This is a genomic window from Colwellia sp. C2M11, assembly GCF_018860915.1.
In the GTDB taxonomy this organism is placed as follows: domain Bacteria; phylum Pseudomonadota; class Gammaproteobacteria; order Enterobacterales; family Alteromonadaceae; genus Colwellia.
Genome location: NZ_JAHKQD010000038.1, coordinates 15,332 through 31,643 on the forward strand (window position 1 = coordinate 15,332; position 16,312 = coordinate 31,643).

Below are 16,312 nucleotides of genomic sequence, written 5' to 3' on the forward strand. Positions count from 1 at the left end.
AAACAAATTTTGTTGGAAAAAAGCAAAGAAATAAGCGTTATTGTTCCTGTGCGAATACAAGATAGTCGTTCTGATATTATTGAACGGCTAGCTTTTTGCATTAGACCAGAAGCTAAGAATATTGAATACATTATTGTTGATGACGGCTCTTTGCCTGATGATGCGCTAATGTTGAAAAAACGATGTAAAGCATTAGGTATGATCTATGTATGTACCCATGCTAGTAACGCATCTTTATTCAATTTAGCAAGAGCAAGAAATTTAGGGGCTCAATCAGCTAAGGGAACTTATGTTCTATTTTTAGATGTAGACTTAATTCCCTATCCTGGCTTTTACGATGATCTTAAAATAGAAATAGAGCTTATTGCTCTTAACAATAATACAGATTTATTTATCATGTGCCCCGTTGTATATCTCAATGACGCGGGTTATGCAGAATATCAAAAACACCCTAAACACCTTAAAAAATATTTTGCATCTGAGCTATTAATTCAAGGTGATGTTAACAGGGTAGAAAAATATTCACATGGTACCTCATGCATATTAGTCAACCGTTGTTATTACTTATCTATTGGTGGCCAAAATGAGAAATTTTCAGGCTGGGGCTATGAAGATTATGAATTTACAACCCGACTGATGAATTTAGCAAGATTATTCCCTAAACCAACAAAATATGAAAGTATGGTTGGTAACTTTATGAATATTAGAGAATATAAAGGTTGGAAAGCTGAATACCGTCTTTATGGCGCAAGATTAGCCCTTAAAAGTATGTACCTAATCCATGTACCTCATAATGAAGATGGTGGCTTTAAAAGTAATGTAAAAAATAATCAAACACTACTAAACCAATCCTTAAAAATTGAATGGAAAAATCAAAAAATACAAGGAATTATACCTCAACAAGAATATTCGTTAGTTTTAAGTCGTAATCCTTTTTGTCTACATTACAAATTAAATACGATATTAGGTCAATGGGAGTATGTTGATTACACTGAAAGTAAAAGCCTCGATGACTTAATCTATATTTTTGAAAATAGCAACTTTACCCAAATCGTTTTTCCAAATCCATACGGAAATACCTTGCTACGTAGCCTTTATGAATACTGTAATCAAAAAGAAATTAAATATATAGTTTGTGAACGAGGCGCTTTACCTGGTTCAATATTCCATGACTCAAATGGTTTTCTTTTTGATAGTTCTTCATACCATCCACTACACTGGGATCGACAACTATCTGAACAAAATAATAATGATGTAGATGAGTATTTACAAACATTAAAACAAGGTGATTCTACCTTAGAACAGCAGCCTCAACGAATAACTAAAGATGATTTTTCAGTTAAATTAGATATTACTGAGAGCAGCTTTAAAGTAGGTTTAATCCTACAAACAGAAAATGATACTGTAATTAAATTTTTTGGTAGAAAATTCAAAAAATTAAACGATGTTAAGTTATTTATTGAAAAAATCATAAATAAACACTGTAATAATATTAGCTTTATATATAAAAATCATCCGCTCGAAACGAATCCAATCAATATAACAGGAGCCACTTGCGCTGATGAATTTCATATACACGATATAATAGATCATTGTGATGCAATCCTAACGGTTAACTCTGGCGCAGGTCTAATTGCTGCACTGTTAGGGAAACCTGTATTTTTACTTGGTGATTGCTGGTATGCGCAACCAGGGATTGCTTGCCAAATAAACTCTGAAGATGAATTTCTGAGTAACTTAAAGCGCTTTTCACCATCTAAAGAAAAAAGGTATAGATTTACATATTACTTGCGCTATCAATTTTATTCCTTCGGTTATCAACATACCGTATTACATCAAAAGAAAGCATCTAAAATCAATGCGACTTATCAGATTGATTATGAAGAAGTTCAAACTAAAAAATTTGGGCGATTAATGTTTTTAAAGAAAGATTACAGTATTGGCTTTAAGAGTATTTTATTTCAACAATATAGCCATAAATCTCTTTTACTTGCTTCTAAAAATAAAGATTTTAAAAAATCTCTTCGTAATAAAAAAATTAAAAAATTGAAAGAAACACCTATAAAGTTTTTCTTGGATGCAATTCGAAATATTTATTAATTATACAAGGCATAAAAGATGGCTATTATAGATAACGGTAATAATAATTCTGTTCATTTTAAATTTCATGAATATAAGGAAACTAGAGCTAACATAACCATTAATGGTGATAACAATAAAATAGACTGTTTAGGCCAATTATATGGAAATGGCAAATTAAATATTACGATAACTGCTTCTGGGTGCTCTATTATTTTAGAGTCTGGCATAATTATTAACCGAGGCCTAAATATATATATAGCTCCTTCAGGCGGAGGGACACCTTCAAAGGATTGTAATGTAACTATTGCAAAAGATGTGTTTTTTAATGGTGTCTCCACTCTAACTCTCAGCGAGTCAAATAACCGTATTGATATAGGTGAAGGGTGCTTGTTGGCAGGAGGAATAACTTTCTCTACATCAGATAGTCATCCTATTTATGATTTAGATAGTAACCTCCGAGTTAACCCAAGCGCTAGTATTTTTATAGACGCTAATGTCTGGATTGGCTCTAACGTACATTTTCTAAAAAAAGCATATATTCCTTCGGGGTCTGTAGTTGCAGCTCATAGTATTGTAACTAGAAAATTTGACACCCCTAATATAGCTGTAGCAGGAAATCCAGCCAAGGTTGTTAAACATAATATTAGATGGCAGAAAAAAGTATAACTAATTAGCCGTATTGACTGATAATAAAATCAACATCACCTTTAGCTTGGTTTTTCTTCTAAACAAATTGAAAGGACATATGTGAAATTTAAAATAGTAATTCCTGCCCGTTACGGTTCATCTCGTTTACCGGGCAAACCTTTATTAGATATTGCTGGTAAACCGATGATTTGGCATGTTTATAAGCAAGCGTGTAAAACAAATATTGATAATCAAGACATTGTTATTGCCACTGACAACCAAGAAATTTTTGATTGTGCTAGCGGCTTTGGCGCGCGTGTCGTAATGACAAAAGAAAGTCATGAATCGGGAACCGACCGATTAGCAGAAGTAGTCACTAAACTGGATTGGCATGATGATGATATTATCGTTAATTTACAAGGTGATGAACCATTAATTACACCTGATGTTATTAAGTTAACGGCGGCGACGTTAGCAAACAACGCTCAAGCAGGTATGGCGACCTTAGCCTGTAATTTAGATAACGAAGCTCAATTACATGATCCAAACTGTGTAAAATTAGTTTGCGATCAAGCAAATCGAGCAATGTATTTTTCTCGTGCAGCCATTCCTTTTGCCCGTGATGGGGTAAATTCAGCATTATTTGATTCAGTAGAAAGCCCATGGTTACGTCATATTGGTATGTATGCTTATCGTGTTAAAACACTAAAACAGCTAAGCCAGTTGCCAGTAATACTGCTAGAAGAGCTTGAAAAACTAGAGCAATTGCGCGCGCTGTGGCATGGTATTAGTATTCAAGTGGCCTGCGTAGCTAAAGCACCTGGACACGGTGTTGATACAGCCGACGACTTAAATCGCGTAAGAGAAATATTACTTAATGCTCAGTAGGAAGCTTATTATTCAATGACCATTTGGATCCAGTCAAAAGGGGTACTTGCCCGCAAACAGCAAATTGAAAGTTGTCTATCACAGTCATTGTCTTTATTTGTTAAAAATAAAATAGACTCAACTCACGATAGTTTTGCAGGCTGGGGACTTAAAGCGAATACCAATAAAATTAAGCAACAGGCTAGTGACTTTGGCGTGCCTTATTTACACCTAGAAGATGGTTTTATTGGTTATATTGGCCACCCTGCAAAGCAAGGTCATGCTGTTTCATTGATTTCAGACTCGCAAGGTATTTATTATGATGCCCGCCAGCCCTGTAATTTAGAATCACTAATAAAAGAACCGTTAAGTGAAGCACAGTTAGCCCGTACAAATGCCTTAATAAAGCTAATCACTAACAAAGGCATCACTAAATATAATGTTTATGATGCCGCTGAGTTGCCTGAGTTGCTAAAGGAAAAATTGTCGAACATTAAGCAACCAAAAATATTAATTGTTGACCAAGTTTCAGGGGATTTATCTATTACCGGTGCGATGGCTGATGAAAGTAGTTTTGTTGCCATGGTCGCGCAAGCGAAAGCAAATTACCCTAATGCTACCTTGTTAATTCGTACGCACCCAGATACTCGCCTTGGCAAGAAGAAAGGGGTATTAGCTAAACTTATTGCTAATGGGGAATTAACCAATGTTGAAATTATTAATGAGCATTGTCATCCTCATGCATTAATCAACGCTGTTGATGCGGTATATACGGTGTCGTCGCAAATGGGGTTTGAAGCATTATTACTTAATAAGCCAGTTTATTGTTTTGGGTTGCCATTTTATGCGGGTTGGGGATTAACGCACGACCAACTTCATTGTGAACGACGTGAAAAAATATCACTACAACAGCTGACGTATGCTGCTTTGGTTAAATACTGCCATTATTTTAACCCCGTATTGCAAGTAAAATGTGAACTTGAAGAGGTTATTAACCTTATTAGTTTGCAACAAAAAGGCAAACCGCCATACCGTCGCCTTTATTTAATTGGTTTTTCGTTATGGAAGCGCGCCTTTATGAAACATTTTTGTCGACATTTAGCCGATGAACTTGTCTTTACCAAGCAACCACCCGTGACAATTGCTGATAATGACATGCTGCTTGTTTGGGGCGCTAAATACCCTGAATTAACTCACTGTTTTCGTGTTGAAGATGGCTTTATTCGCTCAAATGGTTTGGGCGCTAATTTGTGCCGCCCTTCTTCGCTTTCTATTGATAAAGCAGGTATTTATTTTGATAATCGCACGCCAAGCGACCTTGAACACGCCTTAAATGAAAATGTATTAACGGTAAATGAGTTAAAACGAGGCCAAGCATTAATTAAGAAGATTAACGACACTGGTGTTAGTAAATATAATGTCGGCGAGCACAACGCTATTACGATTAATAATGAGCATAAAAAAATATTACTGGTTATCGGCCAAGTTGATGGTGATGCATCAATTGTTACCGGTAGTTTAAACATAAAAAGTAATGAAGCGTTACTTTATGCTGTCAAAAAACAACACCCTGATTGTTATATTATTTATAAACCGCATCCTGATGTAGTGTCGGGTAATCGAGAAGGTAATGTATCGTTAGAATGCCTATCACAGTGCGTTGATGAACAAATTACCCACCAGTCTTTAACGAGTTTGTATGCACATATTGATGAATTACATACCATGACCTCGTTAAGCGGTTTTGAAGCGTTATTAAACAATGTTGTGGTACATACTTGGGGACAACCGTTTTATGCTGGCTGGGGATTAACCACTGATTACTATCCGCCTAAAAGACGATTTAAAACCATCACCTTACCCGAGCTAGTATTCACCACCTTGGTGCAATATCCGCTTTATATTGATTGGGACACGGGCTTATGGGTAACACCCGAGTTGTTAATTGATAAAATTGCTGATGGTAAAAATCAAGACATTAAAAAACAGTCGTTTTGGAATAGAAAATTATTAAAGCTGCAGTATATTTTTGAAATATTTCGTTCAGCGCATTAATACTTGATTTGTAAATTATTAATAATTTACAAATCAAAATACTCCTAATTTTTTTAATGTGCCCAAATCTCGCTAAAATATGTTTTTAGTAACTCAGCCACTATCACTACTCTTTCAACGTGTTGATAGCGTTTATGGATAACGATATGTAACTCACCCGCAGTCAATTTACTTAGGTCAATATTTAACGCTGTAAGCCCTTTAATTAATGGACTTTCTAAAAAAATATTAGGTAAAGCTAATGCACCTAATCCGGCACAACAAGCTGCGATTTGCACGTTATAATCATTCGCGCTAAATACCGGCTTAAAATTCGGTATTTCTCTCTTTAAAATTTGATTAGTCAGTAAATGGTTATGATCTTCAGACCAACAGATCCAATTTAAGTCTTGCAGAGTCACCTCATCACTGAGCGTGTTAGCGACATCTTCCGCGACATACACGTTTATGCCACAATAAAAAGACGCCAAACAAATTAAATCGTTATCTTTTGGTTTTTCTGTACGAAGTGATATATCAGCCTCACCACGCGTTAAATTAAAGGTGTTGGTACCACTTAACACTTCGAGCTGAATACCGGGATAGCTTTCTTTTAGTTTTTGTCCCACTTGTGGGAGAAAAGCAAAACAAACGCCAGGAGGCGCAGTGATCCGAACTCTCCCTTCAACTTTATTGGGTGCTTGCGCTAACGTCATGGTTTCAACCGACCAAATAGCCATTTGTTTTGCAGCGGGTAACAGTTTTTGACCTAATGCAGTCAGTTGACAGCCCTGACTAAAGCGAGAAAATAAAGGCTGACCAAGCGCTTGCTCTAGCTCTGCAATACGCCGGCTTAAGGTTGGTTGACCAAGCTTTAAATTTCGTGCGGCTGCACTAAAACTGCCAGTTTCTGCTACGGCTAAAAAGAGTCTAATATCTTGCCAATTCAATTCATCGCTATTCATTTTTGGATATGCCAATGGTTATTTAGTAGATTTACATCTTTTATGGAATAGCTAAACTATGCCACATCTTCTTTTACTACTAAAGGAGAATACTTACATCACCCAATAACGAGGTAAATAACATGCATAAAGGTAAGCGAACTATAAAGATGGTAATTGGCGTTCTTAGCTTATTATTCGTATTTTTCATTATATGGATTAACCAAGCAACGCCAACTAATCACCCCGTTATTACCTCAGTATTAGGGCAAAAAAGTAATTACCAGTCTCTCGTTAATAGCCTGAGCACAGGTAAAAAAATATCGGTGAAAAAAATTAAATCTGCCAATTGGAAAGTGCCTCTTAGTGGCTTACTTAACCTTGATGCAGAAGCAGCACAACATGCAGGGTTGGAAGACCATGATGAAAACATTCAAATTTATACTTTCCATTTAACACATCCTATACATGGTGATTTTTTGATTGATACCGGTATTAGCCATCAGTTTTATAATGATCCGCAGTCGTTAGGAATTCCTAGTTGGTTGGGATCGTTATATGGATTAGAAAAAATGACAGCACTTACTACAACGGAAGATTATATCAACGAACAAAACGTGGCTTTAAAAGGTGTTTTTTTAACTCATTTACACCTTGATCATATCAGTGGTATGTCGGCAATAAATAAACAGGTGCCTTTGTATGTAGGGCAAGGTGAAACTCAAGAAAGGTATTTCTTATATGCGGCAACGCAAGGTATAACCGATATAATGCTTGAAGGTAGACCCGCATTACAAGAGTGGGCTGCAGACTATATTGATGTATTTGGTGACGGTAGTGTATTTGCCATTCATTCACCAGGCCACACCGCGGGCTCTACCGCCTATTTAGTCAATAGCATTGAAGGCCCGGTGCTTTTTACTGGTGATGCAAGTCATACGTCGTGGGGCTGGAATCATAGTGTTGAACCGGGCAGTTTTTCAACTGACCAAATTCGTAGTAGAGCAAGTTTAAATAAACTCATTAAGTTAGTTAAAAGTTATCCTGAAATTAGCGTACAGCCTGGACATCAGAGTTTGTAAATGATGTGCATTATTACGAATGAGAGATGCCATTACATAGGTTTTTGAGTGAGTGTCTTACTTATCTTTCTCAATTATCTTTCCCAAGTACCTTTCCTAAGTATCTTTACCAATAATCTTATCTCGTCAGACAATACTATGGGTGATAGTTTCAGGGCTAATTCACCGTGGCCAACGAATATTATAAACGCTATATGTACGTCATAAATGAACCAAGATAGATGCCTGATCTTTCTTGGTCATTTTACTCACCACAAGGTTAAATGAATTATCGATCATGCGCTCAATTTCTCCTTGCGGTATTGAGCCATCAAGAATAATGGTATTCCAAAGTCTTTTATTCATATGATAACCGGGGATTACTGCAGGAAATATATCACGTAACATAATAGCTTCATCAGGATCACATTTTAAATTAATGCAAAAACTCCCCTTCATTTTATCATTCGTGTTTTTTTCAGTACCCTTGCCTAAAGAAAGTGTGGCAAACATTTTATCTTTCACACGAAATACTTTTATATCATCACCAAAAGGGTAATACACAGAGGTGTCAGGCTTTGAAAGCAAGTAACCTTCTACCTGTTGAGCAATTAAGCTAGCTGTCATAATATTTTCCTGTTATCAAAACTGCCTGTTATCAAAGCTGTCTATATTAACCCATTAAAGTAGCTGAAAAAGCACCATAAAAAAAGCCCTGACATCTCAGGGCTTCTATTGGCTTTTTTAAATACTAGCTAACCTGAACTACATTACTATTAAAAAGCTATTAAAAACTATAGGTCGCTTCAGCCCATGCACTAACACCTTCTTGTGGTAGTCTCGACATTACAGCAATATCGGTGCCTTTTACGCGATTATAACCACCTAAATGCTTTTGATAGCTTTTATCTAACAAGTTATCCACACCAAAACGTAAAGTAAGGTCGTTATTGACATAATATTGAGCATCAACATTAAGTACGCCATAACCTGCAGTTTCTTGCTCATCGTTAGTTGATGAGACTTTCGTTTGTTTTGCTGCCATCACTAAACTTGTTTTTACCATCCAGTCTTGCCCTGTGTAGCTTAATTGAACTTGACCATTAAGCGGTGCAATACGATATAGGTTGTCATTAATGTCACGACGTTCACCTTGTACATAGTTAATAATGGTGAATAGCTGTACTTCGTTGGTAATGTTGTAATAACCGTTCAGATCAAAGCCGTAAAGCTTTGCATCAACATTAGAGAATTTCAGAGGATTCGTGTCGCCAGCCATCATAGTCGCCATTTGTTTAGCGGCCATATCATCCATGCCTATTGATGTACCTTGAATATAATCATCAATTGATTGATAGAAAATATGAGGCGCGATCATCAACGTATCATCTTGGTAAGTTAAACCTAAATCGAATTGATACGCCGTTTCTGACTTCAAGTTAATGTCGCCAATATAAGTATGGCCATCAGCTAAGCCGCCGGTTGATTCCATTGGCGTCCATAGGTACAGCTCTTGGTATGATGGCGCACGATTTTTTACACCAATGCCTGCAGAAATCGATAAATTATTAGAAAGGATTGTTTGTGTATTTAACGCAATATCAAGGTTGTTGTCGGATACTTGACGATTAGTCTCATTAAAACCATTTTGTAGCTCGCTTGCTAAACTTGCCATACTTGGCATTTCCATGTCTGAATCCATGCCATCGCTCATATCCATATCGTCACTCATGTCCATATCTGAGTCCATGTCCATCATTGCCATTGAAGTACTTACGTTTCCGGCGTTAGACTCAGCTCGTTTTAACCTAGCACCCAACTGCACTGTGGTTTGGTTAAACTGCTTTTGCCATTCTACGAATAAGCCATAACGATTGTCTTCAACGTTATTAAAATTAACAATTTCAAACATCATATTATTTGGATTAGTGATCACTGAATCATGGGTTGCAAAATATCCATCTATACCAAAAGATAGCTCACCAAAATCAAATTCTTTCGCTAATTCAAAGCTGAAGTCTGACGTTTCTGCTGTCGCGTTATTACGGCGGTAGGCGGAAGGATCATCGTTTGTACGCATTAAAAAGTTTGTCATGCCATGATCAGCATCGGTATAGCCTAGCTGCCATTCACCTTGCCATTCATGTAAACTAAAAACACCATCTAACGTCACTCGGTGACTTTCAATATATTCAATGTCCATCGGTAACGCTGGCGTACCTGAGTCATTAGTGTCGGTGTAATGGTAGCTTAGCCCGACTTCGTTATCGTTTTTGCTATAACGAATGTCACCACCGACTTGTACTTTGTCAAAATCGGTAGGTTGAATAACAACGTCGTTGCTGCTTTCCATACTATCGCCTACTTGGCTATTACCGTAGAGTAAAACGGCAATATTATCTTTAGCAATATTGGTCACCGCTGATAAAGTTTTAGCGCTGTTGTTATTACGGTAGCCAACTTGAATATCGCCATTTACGTTTGTGGTTGTGTTATTCATTGTTTCAGCTTTACGCATTTTCACTTCAATCGCACCACCAAGGGTATTAATGCCTGCTGATACCGGTGCAATGCCACGATATACGGTCATTGAATCAACAATTAATGGTGTTGAATAACTCAGTGGCGTATCCATAGCATTAGGCCCGGCACCAATAACAGGATGTCCATCAAGTGACGTGGCTAACCTGTCACCGTACAAGCCCCGATATTGTGCAATACCGGTAATTGGGCCATTGCTATTAATGTTTGCACCTGGAACTGAAATGAGCCAGTCAGCTAGATCAGGAACACTGGTTTTTCCTTGTGCATATCCCATACTACTTTCTAAACTGTGATGGCGTTGGTTAGTAATAGTAATGACTTCTAAATTGTCACTAATACCCTTTGCTTCATCGGCTAAAGCTGTATTTGACATGATAAGAGGCGAAGAAGTTATTGCTGATAGTAAAACAAGTTTTACGGCAAGAGATAAACGCGTAATAGAAGTGCGCATAAAATTTCACTCAATGTTAAAAGGTTGGTTAAATTGGTTTTTAACTTTTATTCAATGGTGTGTATTCTTACGGGATAGTTAAGAGAGAACAAAGGGAAATAGCCAATGTGCGACAAAATGTCACAGGCAACAACCTGTTTACTTGTACTAGATCAATAAAGCGACCTTTTCGTGCTAGTTTCAAGCGATATATTTACTTATACCAATCTCACTAACTATGTAATCATTTCTACTTGTTAAAATTACCAACTACATCGTTACTTAATTAATGAATCTGGTATTAGGTACTAGGGTGTTTTGTCAAAAAAAAACAAGTAGAATAATAATATAGAAAATACTAAGTGACTAATGCGCTGACAATGGCACAATGGTACGACAATTTTTTAACAGGAATCTGAATGAAAGTTTTTTTTAGCTTAGCGCTTTTTTTACTCGGTACAGTACTAAGCAAGACTAGTTTTGCCGAAGAGCAAGCAGAACAATTATTTAACCAACTTAAACCTTCGCTTTTTCAAATAAAATTAATAGACAAAGCCAGTGGTGAGAAATCGTCTATTGGCTCTGGTTTTCAAATAAGTAACGACGGTATTATTGCTACTAACTATCATGTTATTTCCAGCTATGCTTTGCATCCTCAAAAATACCGAATAGAGTACCTTGATGGTCAGGGAAATACCGGTGACTTAATATTAAAAAGCGTAGATGTGATCAATGACCTAGCATTAGTTAGACGTGATGTTGTGCAAGAAACGCCTTATTTCCAACTATCAAAAGCATCGCCACATAAAGGCGAGCAACTATTCTCGCTAGGCAACCCTCATGACTTAGGTATGATTGTTGTGCCCGGTACTTATAATGGCCTGAAAAGAGAGTCGTTTAATGATCGCATTCATTTTACGGGTTCAATTAATTCAGGGATGAGCGGTGGCCCTGTGGTAAATAAGGAAGCGGAAGTTGTTGGTATTAATGTCGCAACGTCGGGTAACTCTATCGGTTTTCTTGTACCTCATGACAAGTTAGTCGCATTATATGATAGCTTTTTAAAGGCTCCACCTAATAGCATTGAACAACAGATGACAGCACAATTAATGGCGAGTCAAAATAAATTAATAGAGACTATTTTAAACAGTACATGGCAAGAAAAACAGCTTGGTGAAGCCGCGATTATTCCTATTATTGACGTACCTTTTATTCGTTGCTGGGGCAATTCAAATGCAGATAAAGCAGATGCGTTGATTTTAACCGCTGTCGCTAATTGTTCTTTGGATGAAAATACTTATATTTCATCTAACTTCTTTACCGGCACCATGGAAATTGAATTTAGAACGATGCAAGCGAAAGATATTAGCACTAATAAGTTTTATCACTTATATCAGCAACAAATTGCTCATGCCAATGCAGGCAATAGAGCTGATAAAGAAAATGTAACTGAATTTCAATGTCACGATGATTTAGTAATGCCTGATAATCAAGCGATTAACAATAAAACAGTCTTTTGTACTCGTGCTTATAAAAAATTCCCTGATTTATACGATGTACTTTATTTAGCTGCTTCGGTAGATAAAGATCAGCAAGCTATTGTTAGCCACTTTACCATAGCAGGGGTTAGTCAGCCGAATGCGTTAGCCTTTACTCGTCAATTTATGGAGGCGGTATTATGGAAGTAACCACAACAGATATGCCTGAATCACTAATAGACAATGATGAAATAGCAGAAAATCAATCGCTGATAGAGAAAATAGCAGCAAGTGAAATCATCATTGAAGAAATTAGTCGCAATCATAAATTACTACACAGACATAGGTTATCAAAACCGCAAATACATATTGGCCGTGATTATCATAACGACATTATTTTAGATGATCCGCATATTTGCCCTAGCCATATCAGTATTGATGAAATAGATGGTCAATGGAAAATTACCGATAATCAAACATTGAATGGCTCTTATATTGAAAATAAAGCGCAAAAAAAGCGTCCAGCAAATGAGCACATAATCAATGACGGCGATATTATTACCTTAGGGAAAAGTCAGTTAAGAATATTATTTAATCATCACCCTGTTGAACCAACCTTGCCTTTTAGCCCTTTTGAAAGCTTTATTAATTTAATGCGCCACCCTGTTGTGCTGCTATCAAGTTTGATTTTATTTACCTTGATTGCTGGTAACGTGTTTTATCTTAATACCTCAAAAGAAGTTAATTTTAGCCAGCTGTTAGTGCCAACCATTGGTATGACTCTCGGTTTTGCTTTATGGCCTGCTGGAGTCGCTTTAGTTTCTTACTTAAGTAAAAATGAAACGCGAATAATGGCGCAAATAGGGATAAGTTTCGCTTTTTTCAATCTTATGTGGTTTAGCGATTTCTTAGAAGGGGTTGTTAAATTTAACAGTACCAGTGATTCACTAGCCGCTTTACTGATTGTTCTTATTTCTATTGCCTTAGCGTTTAGTTTATTTTGGCTTAATAGCTATATTGGCTTCCATATGTCAGCAAGACGACGCCTAGTTGTTGCGGCAAGCATGACCTTATTATTGTTTGGTGGTAGTTATTTAGTGCAATACAGCAATAAGCCTGATTTTGATCCAAGACCGCAATATAATGCGACGATTATGATGCCAAGCTTTCTCATTTCATCAAGCGCTAGTGTCGATGATTTTATTGAAGATAGCAGTAAGCTATTTGATAAAACGAAGCAGGAAGCAGTTAAAGAGTAGTACTGTTAAGATTTTTCAGTTAACTCTACAAAGTACAAGCCTAAAATTATAAGCCTACAATTACAGGCTTAAGCAGTAAAAGCTTTAGAATAGACTAGCCACTTTTTATATTACTAAAAGTGGCTAGTAAAAGTGGCTAGCGTTAACAATTAACGCCATATTATATCCCACATTATGGGCGAGGAATAAAACCTACCGCATCATACACTGACGTTAATATTTTATCAGCGCGAAGCGATGCTTTTTCAGCGCCACTTTTCATTACTTGATCTAGAAAAGCTTGGTCTGCACGATATTGATGAAATTTAGTTTGAATTGGCTCTAACATAGCAACAACAGCATCAGCCACATCACCTTTTAAATGGCCATACATTTTATCTTCATAGTCAGGTACTAAGCTATCAATCGACTTACCTGTAGCACATGAAAGTAAAGATAATAAGTTTGAAACACCTGGTTTCTCTTCTAAATTGTAGTAAATATTGGCTTGCTCGTCAGAGTCTGTTACCGCACGTTTAATTTTCTTAGCAATTTTTTTCGGGTCTTCTAATAAACCAATAAAGTTGCCTGGGTTGTCATCAGACTTAGACATTTTCTTAGTTGGTTCAAGCAAACTCATCACGCGTGCACCATGTTGAGGAATGAACGGATCTGGTACAGTGAATATATCACCATAAATATTGTTAAAACGTGTCGCAATATCACGCGCTAATTCTAAATGTTGTTTTTGATCATCACCAACAGGTACGCTATCAGCGCCATATAATAAAATGTCTGCTGCCATTAATACCGGATAAGTAAATAAACCTGAGTTCATATTTGCTTCAGATTTTTGTGACTTATCTTTGTACTGCGTCATACGGTTTAATTCACCCATTTGGGTATAACAATTTAACACCCAGCTTAATTGCGCATGTGCAGGTACATGTGACTGGATAAAAATAGTGCTTTGCTCTGGGTCTACTCCACAAGCTAAGTACAACGCTAGGCCGTCTAAGGTCGCTTTACGTAAGTCTTCCGCCTTAGGTCGAACAGTAATTGCGTGTTGGTTGACCAACATATAATAACATTCGTTGCTAGATTGCATATCGACCCATTGTTTTAATGCGCCTAAATAATTACCAATAGTTAATTCGCCAGATGGCTGACAGCCACTTAGTACAATAGGTTTACTCATGATGTTCCTTAAATAAAGCCAGAGTTGCGCCCCTAGCCATTTTGTTATGTATGATTTTTTGTTTTCGATCTACACTTTTGCTAGTTCAGCACGCATAGCATCAATAGCTACTTTGTAATCGGGTTGTGAGAATATGGCACTGCCCGCAACAAACATATCTGCACCAGCTTTAGCAATATCAGCGATATTATCAGCTTTCACGCCACCGTCGACTTGTAAACGAATATCTCTACCGCTTGCGTTAATTTTTTCTTTCACTAAACGTAATTTGTCTAATGTTGTTGGGATAAAAGATTGTCCACCAAACCCTGGATTAACTGACATCAATAAAATTACATCAAGTTTATCCATAACAAAATCTAAACATTGTAAAGGCGTTGCCGGATTCAACACTAAACCCGCTTTACAACCGTTATCTTTTATCAGCTGTAAGGTACGATCAATATGATCACTTCCTTCAGGGTGGAAAGTAATGATATCAGCACCCGCTTTGGCAAACTGAGGAACTAATGCATCAACTGGCTTTACCATTAAATGTACATCAATTGGCGCGGTGATACCGTAATCACGCAATGACTGACAAATCATTGGCCCGAACGTTAAATTAGGCACAAAGTGATTATCCATAACATCAAAGTGCACTACATCAGCACCCGCAGATAAAACTTTAGCAACATCATCACCCAAGCGAGCAAAATCAGCAGATAAAATAGAAGGTGCAATTAGAAAAGAAGACATAATATATGCTCAATCAGAAAAATTATCAGTATTATACCCAAGCCACTTAAAAATACGAGTCTCAACCATAACGTGAGCCAAATGAAATGATGCACATCATTAGTACAAACGAACTTATAGCGCACCATTATAGTGCAATTATTGAAAGTTAATATCGAGAGTAAAATAAAAGACTAAAATGTAACCAACGGATAAATAAGAATTTTAATAATAAAAACGTACTATTTTCCATACGGGCATCATCTTTGCAAAATCATTAGCAGTTTAAACTTAATAATAATATAAAATATAAAGGGATAAATATGAAAAAATCAATTTTAAATATCGCACTCACAACAATTTTAGCTACATCAGCTATGGTTTCTACTTCAGCTTCAGCGGTTGAAGGCTTAAGCGCTAATGTTGCTGCAACCTCGAATTATTTATGGCGTGGTTTAGAGCAAACAAATGGTGACTCAGCTATTTCAGGTGGTATTGATTATGCTGCTGATTCAGGTTTCTATGTTGGTACATGGGCTTCAAATGCTAGCTGGGCTGAAGGCATGACTTATGAACTAGATTTCTACGCTGGTTTTGGCGGCGCAATTTCTGAAGATGTTTCATACGATGTTGGCTTTATCTATTACGCTTACCCTGATGAAACTTCTGGTGATGCTGATTTTTCTGAAGTATACGGTAGCATTTCATTTCAAGCATTAACCCTTGGTGTATCTGTATTAACGTCTGGTGAAGGTGCAGATGCTGGCGATACTATTTATGCTAGTGCCGATTATGCAATTGCACTACAAAATGACGCTGAAGTTAATTTACACATTGGTTCATATAGCGGTGATTGGTTAGCTGAAGATTCAATTGACTATGGTGTAAGTATCTCAAAATCAGGTTTCACTTTTGGTGCATCTGCAACTGATTTAGACGGTGCTGCAGGCGATGTAAAAGTATACGTTGCTTACGCGATTGATATTGATTTATAAGCCTAAAGCTTAAAAAACATTAATAAAAACAAAAAACACTAAGAAACAAGAAAGCGCTAATTGCCGATATAAGCAATTAGCGCTTTTTAGTTATAGC

General features: G+C 36.8%; 13 protein-coding genes. 8 read left to right on the forward strand and 5 right to left on the reverse strand.

Annotated elements, in window-relative coordinates:
* Nucleotides 1-9: 9 nt before the first annotated feature.
* The 4 genes from KO509_RS10250 (at nt 10) to KO509_RS10265 (ending at nt 5,631) form a co-directional block, all read left to right on the forward strand.
* Nucleotides 10-2,100 carry a glycosyltransferase gene (locus KO509_RS10250; protein WP_215973181.1) on the forward strand — a complete coding sequence of 697 codons (2,091 nt, stop codon included), beginning with the start codon at nt 10-12 and terminating at the stop codon, nt 2,098-2,100.
* Between the two features lie 18 nt (nt 2,101-2,118).
* Nucleotides 2,119-2,748 (forward strand): hypothetical protein, encoded by a 630-nt coding sequence (locus KO509_RS10255; RefSeq protein WP_215973182.1) that lies wholly within the window; start codon nt 2,119-2,121, stop codon nt 2,746-2,748.
* Nucleotides 2,749-2,829: 81 nt separating this feature from the next.
* Nucleotides 2,830-3,597, forward strand: coding sequence for a 3-deoxy-manno-octulosonate cytidylyltransferase (gene kdsB / locus KO509_RS10260; RefSeq protein WP_215973183.1), 768 nt, complete (start codon nt 2,830-2,832; stop codon nt 3,595-3,597).
* A gap of 15 nt (nt 3,598-3,612) precedes the next feature.
* Entirely contained in the window at nt 3,613-5,631 is a 2,019-nt protein-coding gene (locus KO509_RS10265; protein WP_215973184.1) for a capsular polysaccharide biosynthesis protein, read from the forward strand.
* A gap of 53 nt (nt 5,632-5,684) precedes the next feature.
* On the opposite strand, the gene KO509_RS10270 is transcribed toward KO509_RS10265, so the two are convergent.
* On the reverse strand, nt 5,685-6,575 hold the full coding sequence (locus tag KO509_RS10270; protein WP_215973185.1) for a LysR family transcriptional regulator: 891 nt from the start codon (nt 6,573-6,575) through the stop codon (nt 5,685-5,687).
* A 122-nt stretch (nt 6,576-6,697) separates the two neighbouring features.
* On the opposite strand from KO509_RS10270, the gene KO509_RS10275 reads away from it, so the two are divergent.
* Nucleotides 6,698-7,636 carry an MBL fold metallo-hydrolase gene (locus tag KO509_RS10275; RefSeq protein WP_215973186.1) on the forward strand — a complete coding sequence of 313 codons (939 nt, stop codon included), beginning with the start codon at nt 6,698-6,700 and terminating at the stop codon, nt 7,634-7,636.
* A gap of 201 nt (nt 7,637-7,837) precedes the next feature.
* Here the strand turns inward: KO509_RS10275 and KO509_RS10280 are convergent, their stop codons facing one another.
* Both KO509_RS10280 and KO509_RS10285 read right to left on the reverse strand, forming a co-directional pair.
* The gene (locus tag KO509_RS10280; RefSeq protein WP_215973187.1) at nt 7,838-8,242 is read right to left on the reverse strand and encodes an MmcQ/YjbR family DNA-binding protein; all 405 of its coding nucleotides are present in this window, start codon (nt 8,240-8,242) and stop codon (nt 7,838-7,840) included.
* Nucleotides 8,243-8,402: 160 nt separating this feature from the next.
* Nucleotides 8,403-10,610, reverse strand: a complete 2,208-nt coding sequence (locus tag KO509_RS10285; protein ID WP_215973188.1) for a TonB-dependent receptor — start codon at nt 10,608-10,610, stop codon at nt 8,403-8,405.
* 398 nt (nt 10,611-11,008) lie between these two features.
* Here KO509_RS10285 and KO509_RS10290 point away from each other — a divergent pair, with 398 nt between their 5' ends.
* Entirely contained in the window at nt 11,009-12,277 is a 1,269-nt protein-coding gene (locus KO509_RS10290) for a serine protease (RefSeq protein WP_215973189.1), read from the forward strand.
* Nucleotides 12,268-13,326 carry an FHA domain-containing protein gene (locus KO509_RS10295; RefSeq protein ID WP_215973190.1) on the forward strand — a complete coding sequence of 353 codons (1,059 nt, stop codon included), beginning with the start codon at nt 12,268-12,270 and terminating at the stop codon, nt 13,324-13,326. Before KO509_RS10290 ends, KO509_RS10295 begins: the two co-directional genes overlap by 10 nt.
* A 172-nt stretch (nt 13,327-13,498) precedes the next feature.
* Here KO509_RS10295 and trpS read toward each other — a convergent pair whose 3' ends face one another.
* Nucleotides 13,499-14,503, reverse strand: a complete 1,005-nt coding sequence (gene trpS, locus KO509_RS10300) for a tryptophan--tRNA ligase (RefSeq protein WP_215973191.1) — start codon at nt 14,501-14,503, stop codon at nt 13,499-13,501.
* A gap of 69 nt (nt 14,504-14,572) precedes the next feature.
* Complete coding sequence (rpe, locus tag KO509_RS10305) at nt 14,573-15,241, reverse strand: ribulose-phosphate 3-epimerase (protein ID WP_215973192.1); 669 nt, start codon at nt 15,239-15,241, stop codon at nt 14,573-14,575.
* A gap of 302 nt (nt 15,242-15,543) precedes the next feature.
* On the opposite strand from rpe, the gene KO509_RS10310 reads away from it, so the two are divergent.
* Nucleotides 15,544-16,215 (forward strand): TorF family putative porin, encoded by a 672-nt coding sequence (locus tag KO509_RS10310; RefSeq protein ID WP_215973193.1) that lies wholly within the window; start codon nt 15,544-15,546, stop codon nt 16,213-16,215.
* The last annotated feature ends 97 nt before the right edge of the window (nt 16,216-16,312 follow it).